The sequence below is a fragment of the Polaromonas sp. genome, from assembly GCF_039932935.1.
Classification (GTDB): domain Bacteria; phylum Pseudomonadota; class Gammaproteobacteria; order Burkholderiales; family Burkholderiaceae_C; genus Polaromonas.
This window is the reverse complement of record NZ_JBDTPB010000137.1, coordinates 20,280-39,690: the sequence shown is the minus strand read 5'-3', so window position 1 is coordinate 39,690 and position 19,411 is coordinate 20,280. Positions and strand designations below refer to the sequence as shown.

Below are 19,411 nucleotides of genomic sequence, written 5' to 3'. Positions count from 1 at the left end.
GCCGCGGGACTGGCTTTGCCAGACCGCAGGCGCCGCCCCCTCGAGGGGGGGAACAGGCTACACGCCAGTGAGCCTGGACAGGGGGGGGTCTAGTCCACCGTGGGGGCTATCTCTTGCCGAAGATGGCCGTACCGATGCGCACCATGGTGCTCCCGCAATGGATGGCCGCCTCCAGGTCGGCGGTCATGCCCATCGACAGGGTGTCCATGGGCGCAGGCAATGCGCCTGTGGCGTTTATTTCATCAAATAAGGCTTTTGTCCTTGTGTGGACTGCGCAAGCAGCTACAAAATCAATAGCAGGCTCGGGTATGGCCATCAAGCCGCGCAGAACGAGGCGGGGTAATTGCGCGATCTCTTTCGCCAACGCCAGAACGTCTTCAGGGGCCAGGCCCGACTTGTTGGCGCCGCCGTCCACATTGACCTGCAGGCAAACCTGCAGTGGCGGCAAGTCGGCTGGCCGTTGCTCGCTCAGGCGCTGGGCGATCTTGAAACGGTCCACCGACTGGACCCAGTCGAAATGCTCCGCCACCAAACGGGTCTTGTTGCCTTGCACCGGACCTATGCAGTGCCATTCGAGCGCCTGCAGCGCCGGTTGCTGCCGTAGCGCGAGAATTTTCTCCACGCCCTCGCCAATATAGTTCTCGCCGAACGCCCGCTGGCCGTCTGACGCGGCATCAATCACGGCGTCGGCGCCAAAAGTTTTGGAAACGGCCAGCAGCCGCACACTGGCCGGATTGCGCCCGGCCGCGACGCAGGCCGTGGTTATCCGGTCACGGACAAGCTGGAGATTACGCACAATCGTGGTCATAATCGAACTGTAAACTTAGTTTAGAAACCATTTAGAGGGTCTTGGGATGGATATCACGCAGCTGCTGGCTTTTAGCGTCAAGAACAAGGCGTCTGACTTGCATTTGTCAGCAGGCTTGCCCCCCATGATCCGGGTTCACGGCGATGTGCGGCGCATCAACATCGACCCGCTGGACCACAAGCAGGTGCATGCCATGGTGTACGACATCATGAACGACACCCAGCGCAAAACCTACGAAGAATTCCTGGAAGTCGACTTTTCCTTCGAAATCGACGGGCTGGCCCGCTTTCGGGTCAATGCCTTCAACCAGAACCGCGGCGCCGGCGCTGTGCTGCGGACCATTCCGTCCAAGATCCTGACACTGGAGCAACTCAACGCACCGAAGATTTTCGGCGACCTGGCCATGAAGCCGCGCGGCATGGTGCTGGTCACCGGTCCTACCGGCTCTGGCAAGTCCACCACGCTCGCGGCCATGGTGAACTTTTTGAATGAAAACGAGTACGGCCACATCCTCACGGTGGAAGACCCGATCGAGTTTGTGCACGAGTCCAAAAAGTGCCTGATCAACCAACGTGAAGTCGGCCCGCACACCCTGAGCTTCAACGCCGCGCTGAAGTCGGCCCTGCGGGAAGATCCGGACGCCATTCTGGTGGGCGAAATGCGCGACCTCGAAACCATTCGCCTGGCCATGTCAGCCGCTGAAACCGGTCACCTGGTGTTCGGCACACTGCACACTTCCAGCGCCGCCAAGACCATCGACCGGATCATTGACGTGTTCCCGGCCGAAGAAAAGGAAATGATCCGCTCCATGCTGTCGGAGTCACTGCAGGCGGTGATCTCGCAAACCCTGTGCAAAACCAAGGACGGCACGGGCCGTGTGGCGGCGCACGAAATCATGCTCGGCACCAGCGCGATCCGCAATTTGATCCGCGAAGCCAAGGTCGCGCAGATGTATTCGTCCATCCAGACCGGCAACAGCGTGGGCATGCAGACGCTGGACCAGAATCTGACCGAGCTGGTGAAACGCAATGTGATTTCCGCCGCGGAAGCCCGCGGCAAAGCCAAAATCCCTGAGAATTTCCCAGGCTGAATATGGCCCCCACGCTTTTCACTGCGTCTTCGACTTCGTGTAATGCGCTGCCCCCCGAGGGGGCCGCTGCGCCTGCGGTCTGGCGAAGCCAGTCCCGCGGCCCTTGTCTGGTTGAAGAGCCCTTATCCCTTGCCGTGTTGCCGGCTACAGAATCTGTTTGAAAGGTATCGCAAATGGAACGCGACCAGGCCAGTAAATTCATCAACGACTTGCTGAAACTCATGGTCAGCCGTAACGGCAGTGACCTGTTCATCACGGGCGACTTCCCGCCGGCCATGAAGGTTGACGGCAAGGTGACCAAGGTGTCGCCGCAGCCGCTCAATGCCGGCCATACGCTCGCTTTGGCCCGTTCCATCATGAACGACAAGCAGGCGGCTGAGTTTGAGCGCACCAAGGAATGCAATTTCGCGATTTCGCCGCCCGGTGTGGGGCGTTTTCGTGTGAATGCATTCATCCAGCAAGGCAAGGTCGGCATGGTGATGCGGACCATTCCCGCCGTGCTGCCCACCATTGACGGGCTGGGTGTGCCGCAGGTCCTCAAGGAAGTGGTGATGAGCAAGCGCGGTCTGACCATCCTGGTCGGCGCCACCGGCTCGGGTAAGTCCACCACGCTGGCCGCCATGGTCGACTGGCGCAACGAGCAATCGTACGGCCACATCATCACGATCGAAGACCCGGTGGAGTTCGTCCACGCGCACAAAAACTGCGTGATCACGCAGCGTGAAGTGGGCCTGGACACCGACAGCTGGGAAGCGGCCCTGAAAAACACGCTGCGTCAGGCGCCCGACGTCATCCTGATGGGCGAGATCCGCGACCGCGAAACCATGGAGCACGCCATCGCGTTCGCAGAAACCGGCCACCTGTGCCTGGCCACACTGCACGCCAACAGCGCCAACCAGGCACTCGACCGTGTGATTAACTTCTTTCCCGAAGAACGCCGCACCCAACTGCTGATGGACTTGTCGCTTAACCTCAAGGCCATGATTTCGCAGCGGCTGGTACCCAAGCAAGACGGCAAGGGCCGTTTTGCCGCTGTGGAAGTCATGCTCAACTCGCCGCTGATTTCCGACCTGATCTTCAAGGGTGAGGTTTCCGAGATCAAGGAAATCATGAAGAAAAGCCGCAACCTGGGCATGCAGACCTTTGACCAGGCCCTGTATGACGCGTTCGAAAGCCATTTCATCACCTATGAAGATGCCCTGCGCAACGCCGACTCGGTGAACGACCTGCGCCTGCAGATCAAGCTGAATTCGCAACGCGCCAAGTCCGTCGACCTGGCGGCAGGCACCGAAAACTTCGCCATCGTTTGACCGCAGTGAATCGGCCTGCGGCCTCACGGCTGTGACGCCGGTTTACTTGCCAGGCAAAGCCCTGAATTCCGAAAAGCAGGTTTGCAGGTAGTCCATGGTGGCGCGAATCTTGGGCGCTCTGTGCCTCTCGGCCAGTATCACCGCGTGAATATGATGCTCGCCCGGCACCACATGGCGGGCGAGCACGGACTTGAGTCGGCCCTGCGCCACCAGACCGCGGCCCAGTACGTCGTTGATGCGCGCTATACCTGCGCCTGCCAACGCCAATGACAGTACCGCCGAACTGCTGTTAACGCGTATCTGCGCCTGGGTCTCCAGTGCAGTCGAAACGCCATCGACCAGGAAGTCCCACCGATTGTGGCTTGGCGAAACGGTATTGCCGATCAAGGTGTGGGCTCCGAGGTCGGCGGGCACTCGCGGTACGCCATGTTTGCGGAGGTAGCCGGGGGCGGCATACAAGGCCCGACCGTGCGTGCCCAGCAGACGCGCCACGAGAGTCTCAGCGGGAGGAACGCCAGCGCGCACTGCAATGTCAATGCCTTCTTCGGCCATGCTGACCAGCCGATCATCAATGTGCAAGGTAATGGTTAGCCCCGGATGCAGCGTACGCAACCCGCCAAGGCGGGGAATCAGGACGTGCTCGGCCAACAGTTGGCCCACCCCAATGTGGACCGTGCCGGTGGCCGCCTGGCTGCGCTGGCCGATGTGGTCGCGCAGCAACTGCTGCTCGGTCAGGATGCGCTGCGCATACTCCAGGAAGACCTCGCCGTCATCGGTGAGTGAAAGTCCGTGAGTCGTGCGGTGCGCCAGGCGCAGCCCGCATTCGGTCTCGATGCGCCGCAACCCGCGCGAGACCTGGCTGGCGGCGATATCTCGCTCGCGCGCCACATCCGAGAGTGATTGTGTCGCGGCGATCCGGGCGAACAACTGAAAGTCGTCAAGGCTGAGATTGTTCATGCTTGTGCTTTTTTTGCATAAGCATTGTGCAACACAAGGCGTTTCGCCGTTTGACCGTGAGCGCCACAGTTCCGTCTGTTGCTTGCAACATGTTCCTTCCCAATACTTTTCCTGATTGAAAGCGATCCCAACATGCCCATTTCCATCCAACTCAGCCATGGACTTCTCACCTCGCAAGGTGAGCGTGAGGTTTTTGCCAAGGTGGCAGACGCCCTGCTTGAAGTGCACGGCTTGCGTGGCAACGCGTTTATCGCGCCGGTTGTCATTGGTCATTTGGACATTTACCCAGAGGGCCACAGCTTTGCCGACGCCAAGGCGCAGTCTCTGGCTGTGATCGAAATCAAGATTCCCGCCGTTACCTTCCCCGACCAGGCTGTCAAGACGGCGTTCGTCAGCGCCGTGACCGACATCATCGACAAGCTCAAGGTGGGGCCGCACCCGCGCTCGCGTACCTTCGTCAATGTGGTTTACACCGTGGACGGAACATGGGGTATTGGCGGCCAGGCCTATACCAATGCGGATCTGGGTGCGGCCATCCAGGCCGCGGCCTGAGGCCGCCCACTAATGGGGCGTTGCCCTTGTCGGGAGTCTGGGGTGCGGCCATCACCCGGTATCCCGGCCCCATGCGCCACGATGCAGGCGAAATCATCGCCTTCGTCGAAGACCCGGACGGCGACAGGATCGAGTTGATCCAGCGCGCTGCCCACTGATTTCTTCAACCCTCTGCTTCAAGGAGTTTTAACCATGCCTCTGGTACGAATCGATCTACCCGCCACCACACCCGCCAACCAGGTGGCCTCAATCTCCGACATTGTTCATCAGGCCATGGTGACGACATTCAATGTGCCTGCTGACGACCGCTTTCAGACCATCACGCGGCGGGCCGACGACGAACTGGTCTGTACACCACAGTTTCTGGACGTCCCGCACAGTCGCCAGGTGGTGTTTGTCCAGATTATTTGCGCGCCGGGGCGCAGCCTGGAAATGAAGCGAGCCCTGTACGCCGCCATTGCCCGGGAGGTTGCCGCAGCCACCGACATTGGCATTAACGACATCATCATCAATCTGGTGGAAACCGCACGCGAGAACTGGTCCTTTGGGCAGGGTCTTGCGCACTATGCGCCAGTCGACCCTAAAATTTGAGTCTTTCTTCCCTCGTTTTTTTCATCTGACTCCGAAAGTACCCATGTCCTCCACCCAAGCCAAGACCTATTCGCCTGCTCCTTCACGGCAAGTCGCCTTCCTGGGCCTCGGCGTCATGGGCTACCCCATGGCCGGCCACCTGGCGCTGGCCGGTCATCAAGTCACGGTGTACAACCGCAGCCCAGCCAAGGCTGTCGCCTGGTGCGCCGAATTTGCCGCAACACCCAGCTCGGCGCATGCCCCCCTGCCCCGCCTGGCCGCAGCGGGAGCCGACATTGTGTTTTGCTGCGTCGGCAATGACGACGACCTTCGCTCCATCACTTTGGGTGAGGACGGTGCATTTGCCGGCATGAAGCCCGGCGCCATCTTTGTCGATCACACCACGGCTTCGGCCGACGTGGCACGCGAACTCCATGCCTTGGCGGCGAAGCTAGGTTTGCACTTTATCGACGCACCCGTCTCGGGCGGCCAGGCCGGCGCACAAAATGGCGCGCTCACCGTGATGTGCGGCGGCGATGCCGCTGCATTTGATGCAGTGAAACCTGCAGGCATGGCGTTTTCAAAAGCTTTCACACTGATGGGGCCAAGCGGCGCAGGCCAGCTCACCAAGATGGTCAACCAGATTTGCATTGCCGGCCTGGTTCAGGGCCTGAGCGAAGCCGTCGCTTTCGGCCAGAAAGCCGGACTGGATGTGAATCAGGTGCTGGACGTGATCGGCAAAGGCGCCGCGCAAAGCTGGCAACTCGACAATCGCGGCAAGACCATGGTGGACGACAAGTTTGACTTTGGTTTTGCCGTCGACTGGATGCGCAAGGACCTGGGCCTGGTGCTGGAAGAAGCCAAGCGCAACGGTGCACGCCTGCCGGTGACAGCCCTGGTGGACCAGTTTTATGCCGACGTGCAGGCCATGGGCGGCCAGCGCTGGGACACATCCAGCCTCATCAAGCGCCTGAAGTAAGCGAAAAAAAAGGCGCTGAAGTAGCGCCTGTTTATCTACGGAGTCATCGACTGCACCGGCGGCCTGCCGGCGCAGCCTCCAATGCATCAGCTCCCCGCGGGCTTGGCCTGGTTAGCCGGCGCTGCAGGTTTGGCCGGCTGCATGCGGGCCAGCTCTTCTTCGCTGATGACCTCAAATATCCGGATGACCTTTTGCACACCGGGCGTCGAACGCACGACTTCAGTCGCGCGGTCTGCCTCGCGCTGCGTCACGCGGCCCATCAAGTAGGTCGTACCACGCTCCGTCACCACCTTGTAGGCGTTCAGCGACAGGTCACGTGCATCAATCAGCATCGCCTTGACCCGGCCGGTGACGAGGGCGTCGGACGAGCGTTGCGTCAGGCTGGAACTGCCCATGACAGCCAGCTCATTGACCACCGAGCTCACATTCTCCACACGCGAAACGATCTGCTCGACCAGTTGCTTGTCCTGGGCATTGGGGACTTCGCCTGTCAACAGGACCTGCCGGTTGTAGCTGGTCAGATTGACGTGAGCACGATCGCCCACGTTGCTGCGAATCCGGCTCGCGGCACGCAATTCAATGCCTTCATCTTCCAGCTGCGCCCCCGAGGTGCGGCGGTCGGTGGCGACAAGCGCGCCCCCGGCCATGCCGCCCACCACCAAAGGAAAGCAGGCTGTCAGGCTGCTGGCAGCCAACACCATGGCGCCGATGGCCAAACTCAGCCGTTTCAACGAGGCAAATTTCATACAGAGGTCTCCTGATCACCAAGTAATTGAGTGTCCACACCATCACAAATGCAATGAAGGATTAGAAGGTGCACTTCCTGGATGCGCGCCGTCCGCTCATGCGGCACACAGATATGCACGTCGGTTTCGCGCAGGGCATGGGTCATCTTGCCGCCGCCTCGGCCTGTCAGCGCCACCACCGTCATCTCACGCTCGTGAGCCGCTTCGATGGCCGCCAGCACGTTGGCTGAATTGCCGCTGGTACTAAGGGCCAGCAACACGTCGCCGGCGCCGCCCAGGGCGCGCACCTGCTTCGAAAAAATGACCGAGAAGTCGTAGTCGTTGGCGATGGCCGTGAGAATGGAGCTGTCTGTCGTCAGTGCAATCGCGCCGAGCTCGGGCCGCTCACGCTCATAGCGACCGACAAACTCGGCGGCAAAGTGCTGCGCGTCGGCAGCCGAGCCGCCATTTCCGCAAGCCAGGACCTTGCCGCCGCTGGTGACGCTCGCCAGGATCGCCTGCACCGCGGCCGCAATCGGTTTGGACAGCACTTGTGCCGCCTGGTATTTGAGGTCGGCGCTGTCGATGAACTGTTGTTCTATACGTTGTTCAAGCATGGGCCAATGATAGCGGGTCGGGCTGCTGTGGCTAATAATTAAGTCTGATTTCAAACAATAAAGATTGATTTGAGCGACTATACAAATCAATGACTTACGAGCATGGCTGGACGTAGCGCGTCTCAATTTTGATTAAGCCCAAACCACTTTCTTCGAGAAGGCCCGCAGCCAGGCCCTGCCATATGCAGAGGCACACTGAAGCATTTGGAGTCCCGATTGCCTCACCCCTCGCTCCCCTTTCCAATCCCCGCAAACAATTTCCCAAGCGTGGCTTACCCACGCTGCGCCGGCTAGGTTTCGTGCCGTTTTTGTGAACTGGATCACATCATTCTTGTGAAATTTTGCAGCCTTGCGCAATTGAGTAAAACCGTGGAGTATTCGTAACAGAATGTTCGGCAAAAAAGGGGCGGTTCACATATGACAGAGAATGGCACGCCGCGGTATCTCCCGGCACTGAAGTGGAAACAGGGCGAACAATTTGCAGTTAAGCAGCTCACGCTAGGTCAAAAGTCTCGCCTATTGCCAATCGTTGATCTTCCAGACCGGCCGTATAACTGGGAGGAAAAGAAGTACACGAAGTCGTGGAATAAGCACATCGACGATATTGTCAAAGCGACTGTAGCGAGCTGGGGGACGATCCACGAACTTGCAGTCGATCAAGTTATCGACGACAACGATTCACTCGTCTCCAATTCAGGTACCCCTTGGGAATACCTGTTTGCTGAACTATGGGCAGCCGGAGTCAAGGCCATTCCAGTCTTGAGCAATAAGGCCAGCGCTTCCGAACAGGCGGCCCTCATTAGCATTGCCAAAACTTACAAAAAGACCCGTTGGCTACTGCGATATCGCGCGACCCCGCAGGGAGAAGTGCCCGCGGCTACACAAGCTCAAAGCTGGTTTGCTAACGCCAGAGTTGCCTTGGGTGTGAAGCCCAGCCAAATCGACGCCGTTCTGGATCTCGGCTACATAACTGGAGATCCAAAATCGCTTGTGGTCAGTACTACCCAGGCACTTCAAGCAATCGCGTCACTCGGGCCATGGCACCAGCTAGCGCTTCTCTCCGGCGGTTTTCCGGTGAATCTTGCAGGTGTGCAGAAAGGAACCAAACAGCTCTTCCGAAGCGACTGGGACTTGTATAAGCGAGTTGCAGTCCGTGCGGAGCTAGGGAGCATTGAACTGTCGTATGGTGACTATGGCGTGACTAATGTCGACGGGTTTGATGAGGACCCGCGAAAGATGGTGATGTCGGCAAACCTGCGATACACGCACTGGAAGGACTGGCAAGTCCTCAAAGGTAAAAGTGTGCGCGACTATGGCTACGACCAGTACAAGGATTTATGCGGAATTTTGGTGGCGCTACCGATTTACATGCAACCGGCCTTCAGTCATGGAGACACAAATTACGACAAAGTGGCAAACGACCCAAGGGTTGGGCCCGGCAATGCTACACAGTGGCGCCGAGATGCGACGAACCACCACATTCATGTAGTACTGCATCAACTCGCCAGTCTTCCCGAGTTTTGAGGCAATTGCGGACGTAGTCAGAAAGATCATCCACCGAGAGCGCAGCAGCCAAGGCGGCGAAGAGTGCAATTTTTGGCTTGGACTTCAGCCCTCTGCTCAACCCAAGCTCCTCTAATTTCGAGAGCAACTCGTTGCGCCAGAGCAATCGGGCGAGATGATTTCCGTCTCGAAGGCTGTTTCGTTTGGCGACCCGCAGCGGCCTTAGTGAGCCACCGGACGAATCCGCATAAGCAATGATCAGACCCCACTCTCGTGGTACCAGCCGACGAACCTCCGAGAGGTGGGCCTTTGTAGTGACCACCCATGAGAACTCGAACACCTTGTTGTACGCATCCACCTGATGTGGCAACCGGGCAAGGGTATCTCTGCCAGCCTTGATTTCGAAACCTTCGAGATGCCCGTTAACGAGAGCCAAGTCCGCCCTTACCGCGCCAAAGGCCAGCTGGAACTCATCCAAGATCCGGTCGCTGGCAGTGATCCTGTCGCTGAGATGGGCCTTGAGCAGGACACGCAGCTGATGATCGTGGGCAATGGCGTCCATGGGTGCTGGGCTGGCTTGAGAGTTGATCGCACAGTTTATGGCCATCTATGCATTATGCAATAATATACGCATGAATGTTCAAAGTGTTGTGCGGCAAATCCGCGCCTTCATGAGAGACCAGAAGCATAGCGAATCGTCACTCTCAAGAGCTACAAATATCCCCCAGCCCACCATCCATCGTGCGCTAAAGAATCCAGTGCGTTTGACAAACACACACCGCAACCTATGCAAATTTGCTGACATAGACATCACCGAGGTGCCCAGGCCGACCGAAACGCAGGACGAACTCATCCAGGAAGTGTTGGATATCTGGGACGGCAGTAGGGAGCACGCCCATTCCCTTGCTAGACTTCTCCGAGCGGCAGCCACGCTCCAAGCCTACGGGGCGACTCAATCTGGCCGCACTCGCTAAATTCCACCATGGTCGCCACGAAGAACCCCGCCAAATCGCTCATGAGTTCCTTTAAGGGACTCGGTTTGAGCGTGGGCCAAGTGCGCCACTTTGCTCCTGAATGGTGGGATGACGAAGCAGCTCTCGACGAGGGCGGGCTGTTGGAGCTGCAAATTATTCTTTCCCGCCGATTGAATGTGGCAATTGAAAGCTTGCAGGTTGGGACCTCGCCGGAATTCCGCGCGACGACCCAACGCTTCAAAACCATACATCCAGAAGGCTCAACCCAACTTGCCGTCGCCGCCGGGGTGGGGCACGGCTTGGCACACGTACTGGCCGATGCCAGCGATAGTGAGCCACCGCAACAGCTCCTTCCGTCGACAGACATACGGGCTCAAATTCTCAAGAATTACCCTGCCGTGACCCTTGAAGCCCTCTGTCGGTGGCTTTGGGAACATGGAATTCCCATAGTGCACATCACAAACTGGCCCAAACAATTGCGTCGGCCGGATGCGATGTGCGTGCGGATCGGCGCGCGCCCCACTATTCTGATTGTTCGCAAAGAGCTGGCGCCAGCCAAGCTCGCCTATCTTGTTAGCCATGAAATTGGCCACGTAATGTCTGGTCATCTGAAGGCGGACAACAATGCCGTTCTGGTTGATGACACGTTGCCAGTGGACGAGCAAGGTGTCGCGAAGGACGACGAAGAAAAAATCGCCGACAGCTACGCAATGGAACTCCTTGGTGGGGAGAAACTGCAGCAAGCTGGCATAGCTTTAGGCAAGCAAGACGAGGAGGTGAAGCTTGCTGTTGCCGCGCTTAAGGCCTGCAAGGATACCGGCCTCGATGCTGGGCAAGTCATTCTCAGCTGGGCGCGCCGCACCGAAGATTGGAAGCTTGCGGGGATGGCCATGCGCTATCTGATGACCGCTCAAGCAGCACCCATCGTGATCAATGATGTCGCAAAACGATACATCGATACGGATGCAATGTCGCCAGATGGCCTGGACCACCTCACTCGCCTGATGGGCATCCAGTTCGACGGCGAATGAAAGTCTTCATTGATAACGACATTGCCGTGAAGCTCGCCCAATGGGGGATTCTTAAGCGCTTTTCCCAGCATCTCACGAAACAAGGCGGCGCCGAGTTGTACATGGTCAGCACGCTCAAGTATCGGTTCAAGCTTGCAGAGCCCGCCAAGGCTGCCGTCTTGCTCGGTTCTGCTGCAGCGGTTGTACAGCTTACCGACTTCGTCGCTATGTGCAAGCCTGCAAAAGGGTACGACGCCGCTGTTGCTGCAGCTTTGACAAATATGCCCTCCGTCGATGCCGGTGAGGCCACACTCTTCGCCGCGGCGGCACACTTCGACGCAGCCCTCATTGATACAGGGGACAAGAATGCTCTACGTGCCCTCGGCACACTTGGGGAAGCGCACGTTGTGACTAGGTCCTTAGCCGGCAAGATTGCCTGTCTTGAGCAGACCATGCATTACTTGATCGGCCGCTGGACATTCGATGGTGTAAGCAAAGCAGTCCTGTCGGCGCCAGGGGCAGATATAGCTGCATTTAGGTGCTTCGATGGAGTGTTGGAACAAGCCGCACTTGACGCCCTGCACTCAAAAGTAGAAGAGCTCCGAATGCACTGTGCCGGCACGCTTTCGCTTGTTCCATTTGCCTGGATCAAGTAAGCGAGCGAGTTCGGACTACGCCGTAAATTACTAAAGAGCAAGGACTATGCCCAACATCGCCACCGTTTTGAAAGAAGAGATCGCCCGGGTTGCCCGCAAGGAAACTCGAGCTGATACACAACAACTGAAGAAGGCATCAGCACACTATCGCTCGGACATTGCAGCGCTGAAACGCCGGATCGCCGCTCTCGAACAACTTGTCGGCCGTCTGAGTAAAGCCGCCGCCAAAACGACGCCCGTCGACCTGGCAAATCAGCCTGCTGGCTCCTTCCGTTTCAGCGCCAGCGGCTTGCAGGCTCAAAGAAAACGACTGGGCCTGTCGGCCTCGGAAGCCGCTTTGTTGCTTGGCGTGTCCGACCAATCGGTCTACAAATGGGAAAACGGAAAGGCTAGGCCGCGAGCTAGCCAGTTTGCCTCGATAGCAGCCTTGAGAGGCCTGAGCAAAACGGAAGCGGTGACTCGATTGGCTGAGTTAACAAGGTAACCCACTTAACCCGTTGGCAAAAATTTGGCCACCAGCGCAAGTGAGGGAAGTTTCCCCGTGAGTGCTACAGCACCGAACAGGGTAGAAGCCAGGATAAGACACCGAAGCGACTTCCAGGCTTCATAAGCGAATAGCGCGCGGCGGCGCAATTCATCGTTTTTGAAGTCCTTATACGGATTTGAATTCGGTAATTTAGGTAGTTCGGGCATTGGGTATCTCCTTCGCCGTAGATATACGGACCAACCCAAATATGCTGTCACGACTGGTTTGCCGGCCGGACCCCTATTTTCCAATTCGGCGGAAAAGCCGCCATCCCACCTGCAGGCGGCTATGCCTGGCCCTGGTCGATGGAGGTGCTGTCGTCAAAGAGATCCCTGGCTTGGAGCCATCCTTGGGGAGTTTCCCAACCCGCGCCTGGCAAGGCCTCCAGCTCCTCTTTGCTAAGGTGAGTTAGATCCTCTGGCTTACGCAGCAGGGCCTCTGCCATCTCTCGGACAAACCATTCCAGAGATTTAAATTCTGTGGCCACCTTGGCCAGCCCTCTTTCTGTAATGCGAAAGACACCGGCTGCAAGTTCATCGGGATCTTTGCAGAACTGAATGGCCCAGTTTCCGTCCATTTGCGCGGTTGTGTGCAAACCCAAGGCTTTGAAGTGCGTCTTGATTTGCCTTATGTCGATGATGACGAGAAAAGATACTCTTCCGAGGACAAAATCAATGAGGTTTGCGGGTTTCAATGACAGTGTGAACGGATATGACGGTGTCCAATCTAGCGTTGGTGTCAGGTGATACACGGCATGAAATTTCCCAGCATAGGGAAGAACGCTTTGCACGACAACTTCCGCATCCCTGGAGCGAATGGCTACATACCGCAGGCCTGGCTCCGGTTCAACGGTAGCCGAAACTTGAGACAAGCTCTGGTCTATACAGGCATTGGCCGCGGCATTGTGGTTAATCTCCGGCGCGTGCATTTCGAAGCGCCGTAAATTGATCATGCCGCGAAACAATGGCGCACCATCGTTCTCGAAGTAGTTGTGAAGTTCCTCCCGATCAGCTTTTTGCCTAATGCCACGCGCATTCAGCCGCTTGCCGGACTTCGCTTCGATCGGCAGAGGGTCAGCGCCGGCCAATGCACAGACATCCCCGTGTCGAATAACGTTGGTGATGTCCGAGAGCACAACTGGAACATTCATTTGGATGCCCAGTTTCACGAGCCGCCATTCGAGGCGAAAACCGGATTTTCCTGTTAAAAACCCGGCTGATTCTTTGATATCGGAATTGCGGTCGAAATACAGGTACTTGAGCGAATATTTGCTCTGATACGCGCCGGCTATACCGTCGCCGAAACAGCGCCATATAAACATCTGCTGGCGCAGCCGCTCTTTGACGCTGGAGCATTTTTCAATGCTAAGTTTGAGCTTGTTTGCCGTCTCGCGGGAAGGCCGATCATTGCTCCGCCTCTTGCGCATGTTCTCTTCAGCGCGACCAACGCGCTTCAGCCGACGTTCAAGCCGCGAAATTTGGCGTATCAAAAAGCGCTGCAGTTCCAAGACAAGGTCAAGCCGGTCGCGGTCGCCCTTGACGGTGTGCAATAGCAATGAGGCTTTTGCCAAGTCTGACGTGTAGCGATCGAACATGCCGTTATCCTACGCGTCGATTCACGGTCGACATTTGCTTGAATCTAGAAGAGTTTTCTGGTCGCCGGAATCCGCCCCCCCCCCCCCCAGACCTACTTCAGGCCGCTCGCATCCCGCTCATGTTGATAGCGCTTCATGACGCGTTTCATGAACTCGGGCAAGCTGTATTCCAGTCCCTCAGCCAACCGCAGCAACACGCTGATGGTTGGCTGCTTACGAGCGACTTCCATAAGGGATATGTAAGGGCGATCAAGCTCGCAGCGCCCAGCCAGATCTTCCTGGCTCAATTCCAAGGCGTGCCGACGCGCCTTGATTTCAACGGCCATCGCCTGGATAAGTTCCTGATTCTTGCTGGGTCGCATTACCGACGACTATTGCAAGGCTGTATACTTTTGACACGTGTCTATAGACAGCTAAATAAGAATTGGGAGTTGATTCATGAGCGATGCCCACAAGTCCTCCAAAGCCGCCTTCGTCACCTTATATGTCTTGCTTCTTATCCCAGGCCTGAACTGGATCATCGGCACCTTGTTTGCCGGTCGGGCAGGCGTGCGACTGTTGTCCAGAGGTCAATTGGTCAGATTTCTGGGGGTGCTCGTCGGGGCAACGCTTTGGAGCATCCTCAGCTTCTACTTGTTGATCTTCACCAAGCACCCCATCCTCGCGACGCTCATGATGCTGGCCTTCTTCAGTGGGACTTGGTTCTTGCTGATGCTCATTGAGACCTGGGACACGCCGGATGAGCCCGCCCAGGTCTCCTTGACCGGCCGCATCCAGAGCTAGGAGGACGCCATGGCAAAAGGATTTGAGACGCGGATTCTGGTGATCCGATGGGGTATTTGGGTCAATCAGGCCGGAGAAGACGATAGAGCTGTCTGGGGCAACACCACGCAGGACAACGTCAGCATGTATCAAAAGATGGCTGAAAGCCTGATGTGGATCAACACTGGCGGCTGGGAGGTGGTGGCATCCATTCCGCTGGACCAGGGCGCTTATTACGGAACCGGCCTGCCGAACAGCCATGGAATGGGTCAACGGACCTGGGGCGGCGGATACGGCTACGGAAGCTCGGCGACCGCGGGCTCTGCGCTGGTGCTGAAACGAGAAATCGATGATGCCGGCAGTGTGGCGTCTTTTGACCGTGCGACCTCTTATGCCGCTGAACTAGAAAGAAGTGCCAAGGCGTGGCAGATCCGGTACACCTCCATTGAGAAGCGATCGGTCAAGAAGGGGATGTTCTCATCCTCGGATGAGGAGTACTTCTTCGATGGCAAGGGGTATCCAAGTTTGGCCGCCGCGGAAACGGCTCGTGCTGAGGCAGCGAGGCAAGTCGAAGAGGACAGCACCGCCTAGTTGAGCCTCACTGACCGTTGGCCCGATCTGCACCCCACTCATCGGTCACCGTCAGTCGTGCAGTGATGCCCAGTTCTGATTGAGCAATATCGATAATTTGCGGTTGCAATTTTTCTCTTGCAGAGTCCCGGTCCTACCTGTAATTTGCATTGGACAGACTACTCACCATGATCACGCCAGCAGCCACTCACATGAGCAAGAACCATGACATCCACACCGGGGAGATGCTCCAGGAGCGTTTCCCCTACATGTTCAATCAAGAAAACATAGGCTTCTCTTTCTACCGCGGCTGGATGCCTATCATCGCTGGCGCGTGCATCGACATCGATCAGGTTCTGGGTGAACGTCGTCAGCGTTTTTATTGGACACAGATCAAAGAAAAATTTGGCACATTAAGGCTCCATTTCGCCTTTGATGACCACTCTGAAGTCCGCATTGACATCTACTCAGCGGAAGATTTGAGGTCCTTTCGCACGCCTCTGGCCAGTGGCATCAACGCGTTGGAACTGAGAAAGGCCATTTCCGCAATAGTGTGTGCGGCAGAAGGCGAGTCGGGGCGCAGCTGCATGGTTTGCGGCGCGCCGTCGCGGCGCCAAAGCTATGGGGGGAACATCATGAATTTGTGCCCAGATCATCAGCCTCATAAAGTCAAACGGCCTGGTGAGGGAGGCTGGGAGACGATCCGCAAACTGATGGAGCCCAGGCGGCCAAGCGAGAATGGGCTTTGATACTGTTCCTGGATTTTGACGGCGTGACGCATCCGGAGTTTTGCAACTACGATGACTATTTCTGCAAATTGCCGCTCATCGAAGAAGTTTTGCGCGAATACCCCGCCGTGGATATTGTGGTGTCCTCGACCTGGCGATTGGAATTTGAGAACGAGACAGAAAGCATTGCACAAATGAGAAAACACTTCTCGTTTGACATTGCCCACCGGGTGATTGGGGTGACGCCGGATCTGAGATCTCCGGAGCGGAAAAGAGAGCCAAGCAAATGGCTGGAGCGTCCGCGCGATCGTGAGTGTATGGCCTGGCTCCACCAGTATCGGACACCAGGCACCCCATGGATCGCTCTCGATGACACCCCGGAGTGGTTCGGCGACAACACGGCGCAGGTGATGATTGTCAACGGTACTACCGGCTTCACGCTGGAGCACGAAGATGAATTCCGCCGGCGGTTGGACAACGCGTGACTTCTGTCTGGCGCGCTCAAACCAGAGACTTCACCGACCAAACCATCTGCTGAGCCAGGAGATGAGAAATGAAGCAGCTAACCATTTCAGACAGCGGTCTTTGAACCTCGGTGCCGAGAGTACATCCCAAATTGGTCAAGGCTCCGAGCGTCGCGGTATAGCCGTCACCAGGTCTGCATATACGGACTGCGCACGCACCTCGGTAATCATTGCTGGATTCCACATGAGGTACTGCTCGATCCGATATGTAAGAAGGCCTGTTCCACGCTCTTTGAAGAGAAACAGTACGCCATGAAGCACGTTCCGAATGTGCTCATACGTCTTGGCTAAGCTTTGGACATGCTCCGGGTATCCAGGGTGGGTACCTTGAAACAGCCCAAACACCTGCCTACGATAGACCTCCTCGACACCAGGGTCACCGTGCGTAGCCAACAGGCAGTCGTGCGCGTCCACAGTGCCTAGGATGCTTTGCGCCACATCAACGACGACGATGTTGATTACTCCAGCGGCAGTAGAGAAGAACTTGGTTGGTCTGCCATGCTTGTCCTGCACCTTGCTGACGATCGTATTTTTCATGCGCTCCACCTCGTCCTTTTCGGCCTGCTCGCCCATGACGACTCGGTAAAATTTTGACTTCTCCAACTGCACTTTTATTACCTCAGTGATCGACCTCGCCTGCTGCAAGAGGCGTAGTTCGAAGAAGACGCTATCTTCATTGGGTGTACGGCGCAAAAAATCAATGGAGCTCTTTTGCCGAGCGTTCTGCTTTACCTCGTAGGTCAATTGAAGGTCTCGCGATTCAAACTGGTAGGCAAAGTTCGCCTCAAGGACGAGCGCGAGAAGATTGCTCTTGTTGTTCGTTCTGACTAGTTGCGAAAGTAAAAGTTCGTACCTGCCGGTCTGCTGCAACAGATCGATGCGGGCCCATAGATCGTCAGCCTCATCCAGTGCGTTCGGGCCACCGCCAGACTTTCTGATCGCACGCTCGAGATCTTGTTGATTCATGTCGGCATCTCATCGGCCAAACTGACTCGCTCAAGAACTGATCGGTAAAGCGCCTCGGCATCATTCTGTCGGATCAGGTGTGGAGAGTGGGCGCGAGCGTCGATGATGCTCATCAACTCCGCCGGGCTGACAAGTTTGTAAAAATCGCGCAGTTTAGAACCAGACTGAGCTTCGACTTCCCACTTGAAGTTCGTAAGAATCCCGCTGCATTGGTTGCAAATAGTCACCCCGGCCCATTGACTGCGACCAACAATTGACCTGACATAGAAGCTCACTGCGCCCTTGCTCGCGACGTACACGGCCTGATTCTTTGATCGCTGACAGATTGGGCAGTGCCACTCTTGGGCGACGGAATCCCAATGCTGGGCAAAGGTACTCTCACTGCGCAGCATCGCAAGGAAGTTCACGGGTGGTGTTCTTCCGGGCTTCTGAACAACCGTTCGCCATCGGGTTAGATTCTTAACTACTTCTCTTTCCTGCGGGCCCAGAGCTTTTATAAGATCTGTGTAGGAGACCCATTTCAGTATGGTTGAATCACCAGCCCGGCGTCCAATTCCCAACACCGGAACTGCCTGGCTCGGACGGGCGTGAGGCTCGTACCAATGGGTATCAGTTGCGGCGGCATGGGCGACGGTGCGAATAAGCTGCATTCGAAGCTCATATGCAGGCATTGCCTCCGACCATACTTTCTGCGCCGTGGCCTCGTCCACCTCATGCGGCTGATGAATTTTGGGAGCAATAAATCGTGCGATTTGGCTAACTGAGAACGAAAAGTATGCAGGCGAGCCGACAAGCTTTTTGGCGTTGGTGTCCGCGTTGTTGCAGTCTTCGCAAACAAGTACTTCTTCGTATGCAGCAAACGCACCTCCGATCCGCTCCACAAGACGCTGACCTTCATTTTGTTCAACGTCAGTTCCGGCGGCCTCAAAGGCCTCATGGAATGCTCTTTTTAAAGCTTCGCCCATGTGATCGTGGTGAACGACCGACTTTGCTAATATTTGTCCCTTGCTTCCAACCCTGGTAATCTGAAATTTCGACCGGTTGCAGCAAGGACAAAACCAATCCTGAGAAGAGCCAATCCAGTTGCTGTTCATCTCGAAGTCATCAACTTTATGATGCCTTTTGATCGCTAGCGACACGGGACTGTTGACGCCATCAAGACAGGAAACCTCGCCAATGTTGACTGACTCCACCAGTAATGCCAGCGCGTCCTGCCGCAACGACTGAGTTTCTTCAAAGTCGTTTGGTTTTTGGGCTAAGGTCCAGCGCCAAAACCGGCTATCCAATAAATCGTCAGTCATAAGTGAATCCAAGGCCTATCGACCAAACTGTTGGTTAGCCGTCATTTCGCAGCTTCGAAGAAAGGTGGGCAAGCCGATTTTTGACAAATGCGGCCTTTGCATCAATTTCATTCGCGATGGAGTGCGCGTTCATATAGCAACTTGTCGTGTGGTCAACTCGTTCACCCTTGCGTTCTAGATAAAGAACATTTTTGAAATTCCCCCAAAAAACACTGATCTGTCCATCCAATCTTTCAATATCTCCCGCCAGAGTAGGTTCGTGCAAACCAGCAAATGCCCGAAGTTCATCCATCTCGCCGCAAGCTCGCAAATAGCGCAAGTCATACTGGCTTTCCGTGATCTTTGATTCTCGAAGGATGACAAGGTTGTCGACTGAGAATTCGCGAGCAATCTTGCTGAGAAGCATATGCGCATCCGAAAAGCGCCGAACAGCATCTGTCCTAGCTCGCTCCTCCCGTTCGCGGTGGTGCTTTGCGGCATCGCTTGTAAGCTGAAACTGCTGAGTGACGCGTTGACTACGCAACTGCACATAGGCAGTCAGCGCTACGCCGAGCAACGCTGATAGCGCCGTAACTATGGAAATAGGGATCGCAGTTTCCATTGACAATTACCTAAGTAGAAGTGAAGTTGAGAGAACAAGACTTTAGAGCTTCACCCTTGAGTCGGGTAAATATTCTCTACCGGGTCGT

Annotated in this window: 24 protein-coding genes and 1 pseudogene; 14 read left to right on the top strand and 11 right to left on the bottom strand. The window is 56.4% G+C overall.

Annotation, left to right across the window (positions count from 1 at the left end):
* Positions 1-106: 106 nt before the first annotated feature.
* Positions 107-808: a YggS family pyridoxal phosphate-dependent enzyme gene (locus tag ABI546_RS20400; protein ID WP_348049652.1), complete on the bottom strand. Its 702-nt coding sequence runs from the start codon at positions 806-808 to the stop codon at positions 107-109.
* A 46-nt stretch (positions 809-854) separates the two neighbouring features.
* Here ABI546_RS20400 and ABI546_RS20395 point away from each other — a divergent pair, with 46 nt between their 5' ends.
* Together ABI546_RS20395 and ABI546_RS20390 are read left to right on the top strand one after the other, a co-directional pair.
* Positions 855-1,898 carry a type IV pilus twitching motility protein PilT gene (locus ABI546_RS20395; RefSeq protein ID WP_348049650.1) on the top strand — a complete coding sequence of 348 codons (1,044 nt, stop codon included), beginning with the start codon at positions 855-857 and terminating at the stop codon, positions 1,896-1,898.
* Positions 1,899-2,071: 173 nt separating this feature from the next.
* A complete protein-coding gene (locus tag ABI546_RS20390) occupies positions 2,072-3,208 on the top strand; it encodes a PilT/PilU family type 4a pilus ATPase (protein WP_348049648.1) in 1,137 nt (378 codons plus the stop codon).
* A gap of 42 nt (positions 3,209-3,250) precedes the next feature.
* Here ABI546_RS20390 and ABI546_RS20385 read toward each other — a convergent pair whose 3' ends face one another.
* Complete coding sequence (locus ABI546_RS20385; RefSeq protein WP_348049646.1) at positions 3,251-4,165, bottom strand: LysR family transcriptional regulator; 915 nt, start codon at positions 4,163-4,165, stop codon at positions 3,251-3,253.
* A gap of 132 nt (positions 4,166-4,297) precedes the next feature.
* Here ABI546_RS20385 and ABI546_RS20380 point away from each other — a divergent pair, with 132 nt between their 5' ends.
* The 4 genes and pseudogenes from ABI546_RS20380 to ABI546_RS20365 all read left to right on the top strand — a co-directional run bounded on the left by ABI546_RS20380 (position 4,298) and on the right by ABI546_RS20365 (position 6,266).
* Positions 4,298-4,717 (top strand): Tautomerase enzyme, encoded by a 420-nt coding sequence (locus tag ABI546_RS20380; RefSeq protein ID WP_348049644.1) that lies wholly within the window; start codon positions 4,298-4,300, stop codon positions 4,715-4,717.
* Between the two features lie 50 nt (positions 4,718-4,767).
* Positions 4,768-4,875, top strand: a pseudogene (locus ABI546_RS20375) (lactoylglutathione lyase); the annotation flags it as partial.
* 34 nt (positions 4,876-4,909) lie between these two features.
* Positions 4,910-5,308, top strand: coding sequence for a tautomerase family protein (locus tag ABI546_RS20370; protein WP_348049641.1), 399 nt, complete (start codon positions 4,910-4,912; stop codon positions 5,306-5,308).
* A gap of 43 nt (positions 5,309-5,351) precedes the next feature.
* Positions 5,352-6,266 (top strand): NAD(P)-dependent oxidoreductase, encoded by a 915-nt coding sequence (locus ABI546_RS20365; protein ID WP_348049639.1) that lies wholly within the window; start codon positions 5,352-5,354, stop codon positions 6,264-6,266.
* Positions 6,267-6,352: 86 nt separating this feature from the next.
* Here ABI546_RS20365 and ABI546_RS20360 read toward each other — a convergent pair whose 3' ends face one another.
* Together ABI546_RS20360 and ABI546_RS20355 are read right to left on the bottom strand one after the other, a co-directional pair.
* A complete protein-coding gene (locus ABI546_RS20360; RefSeq protein WP_348049637.1) occupies positions 6,353-7,012 on the bottom strand; it encodes a BON domain-containing protein in 660 nt (219 codons plus the stop codon).
* Positions 7,009-7,608 (bottom strand): phosphoheptose isomerase, encoded by a 600-nt coding sequence (locus ABI546_RS20355; protein WP_348049635.1) that lies wholly within the window; start codon positions 7,606-7,608, stop codon positions 7,009-7,011. The genes ABI546_RS20360 and ABI546_RS20355 overlap by 4 nt, the downstream gene beginning before the upstream one ends.
* A gap of 417 nt (positions 7,609-8,025) precedes the next feature.
* Here ABI546_RS20355 and ABI546_RS20350 point away from each other — a divergent pair, with 417 nt between their 5' ends.
* Complete coding sequence (locus tag ABI546_RS20350) at positions 8,026-9,132, top strand: beta family protein (protein ID WP_348049633.1); 1,107 nt, start codon at positions 8,026-8,028, stop codon at positions 9,130-9,132.
* Here the strand turns inward: ABI546_RS20350 and ABI546_RS20345 are convergent.
* Entirely contained in the window at positions 9,053-9,673 is a 621-nt protein-coding gene (locus ABI546_RS20345; RefSeq protein WP_348049630.1) for a sce7726 family protein, read from the bottom strand. The two genes, ABI546_RS20350 and ABI546_RS20345, sit on opposite strands and share 80 nt — an antisense overlap.
* Positions 9,674-10,093: 420 nt before the next feature.
* On the opposite strand from ABI546_RS20345, the gene ABI546_RS20340 reads away from it, so the two are divergent.
* Genes ABI546_RS20340 through ABI546_RS20330 form a run of 3 tightly spaced genes read left to right on the top strand, consistent with a single transcriptional unit; the run spans position 10,094 to position 12,235 of the window.
* Entirely contained in the window at positions 10,094-11,116 is a 1,023-nt protein-coding gene (locus ABI546_RS20340) for a hypothetical protein (protein ID WP_348049628.1), read from the top strand.
* Positions 11,113-11,751, top strand: coding sequence for a hypothetical protein (locus ABI546_RS20335; RefSeq protein WP_348049626.1), 639 nt, complete (start codon positions 11,113-11,115; stop codon positions 11,749-11,751). Before ABI546_RS20340 ends, ABI546_RS20335 begins: the two co-directional genes overlap by 4 nt.
* Positions 11,752-11,797: 46 nt before the next feature.
* Positions 11,798-12,235 carry a helix-turn-helix transcriptional regulator gene (locus tag ABI546_RS20330; RefSeq protein ID WP_348049624.1) on the top strand — a complete coding sequence of 146 codons (438 nt, stop codon included), beginning with the start codon at positions 11,798-11,800 and terminating at the stop codon, positions 12,233-12,235.
* A 5-nt stretch (positions 12,236-12,240) separates the two neighbouring features.
* Here ABI546_RS20330 and ABI546_RS20325 read toward each other — a convergent pair whose 3' ends face one another.
* From ABI546_RS20325 to ABI546_RS20315, 3 genes are all read right to left on the bottom strand, one after another.
* On the bottom strand, positions 12,241-12,444 hold the full coding sequence (locus tag ABI546_RS20325; RefSeq protein WP_348049621.1) for a hypothetical protein: 204 nt from the start codon (positions 12,442-12,444) through the stop codon (positions 12,241-12,243).
* Positions 12,445-12,563: 119 nt separating this feature from the next.
* Positions 12,564-13,871 carry a hypothetical protein gene (locus ABI546_RS20320; protein ID WP_348049619.1) on the bottom strand — a complete coding sequence of 436 codons (1,308 nt, stop codon included), beginning with the start codon at positions 13,869-13,871 and terminating at the stop codon, positions 12,564-12,566.
* 92 nt (positions 13,872-13,963) lie between these two features.
* Positions 13,964-14,197: a helix-turn-helix transcriptional regulator gene (locus ABI546_RS20315; protein WP_348049617.1), complete on the bottom strand. Its 234-nt coding sequence runs from the start codon at positions 14,195-14,197 to the stop codon at positions 13,964-13,966.
* 112 nt (positions 14,198-14,309) lie between these two features.
* On the opposite strand from ABI546_RS20315, the gene ABI546_RS20310 reads away from it, so the two are divergent.
* The 4 genes from ABI546_RS20310 to ABI546_RS20295 all read left to right on the top strand — a co-directional run bounded on the left by ABI546_RS20310 (position 14,310) and on the right by ABI546_RS20295 (position 16,416).
* The gene (locus ABI546_RS20310) at positions 14,310-14,654 is read left to right on the top strand and encodes a hypothetical protein (RefSeq protein WP_348049615.1); all 345 of its coding nucleotides are present in this window, start codon (positions 14,310-14,312) and stop codon (positions 14,652-14,654) included.
* Between the two features lie 9 nt (positions 14,655-14,663).
* A complete protein-coding gene (locus tag ABI546_RS20305) occupies positions 14,664-15,224 on the top strand; it encodes a hypothetical protein (protein ID WP_348049613.1) in 561 nt (186 codons plus the stop codon).
* Between the two features lie 191 nt (positions 15,225-15,415).
* On the top strand, positions 15,416-15,952 hold the full coding sequence (locus ABI546_RS20300; RefSeq protein WP_348049612.1) for a hypothetical protein: 537 nt from the start codon (positions 15,416-15,418) through the stop codon (positions 15,950-15,952).
* On the top strand, positions 15,949-16,416 hold the full coding sequence (locus tag ABI546_RS20295; RefSeq protein ID WP_348049611.1) for an HAD domain-containing protein: 468 nt from the start codon (positions 15,949-15,951) through the stop codon (positions 16,414-16,416). Before ABI546_RS20300 ends, ABI546_RS20295 begins: the two co-directional genes overlap by 4 nt.
* 135 nt (positions 16,417-16,551) lie before the next feature.
* On the opposite strand, the gene ABI546_RS20290 is transcribed toward ABI546_RS20295, so the two are convergent.
* The 3 genes from ABI546_RS20290 to ABI546_RS20280 are packed head-to-tail and all read right to left on the bottom strand — an operon-like array spanning position 16,552 to position 19,323.
* Positions 16,552-17,421: a hypothetical protein gene (locus ABI546_RS20290; protein WP_348049609.1), complete on the bottom strand. Its 870-nt coding sequence runs from the start codon at positions 17,419-17,421 to the stop codon at positions 16,552-16,554.
* On the bottom strand, positions 17,418-18,722 hold the full coding sequence (locus ABI546_RS20285) for a hypothetical protein (RefSeq protein WP_348049607.1): 1,305 nt from the start codon (positions 18,720-18,722) through the stop codon (positions 17,418-17,420). The genes ABI546_RS20290 and ABI546_RS20285 overlap by 4 nt, the downstream gene beginning before the upstream one ends.
* 34 nt (positions 18,723-18,756) lie before the next feature.
* Complete coding sequence (locus ABI546_RS20280; RefSeq protein ID WP_348049605.1) at positions 18,757-19,323, bottom strand: hypothetical protein; 567 nt, start codon at positions 19,321-19,323, stop codon at positions 18,757-18,759.
* Positions 19,324-19,411: the final 88 nt, after the last annotated feature.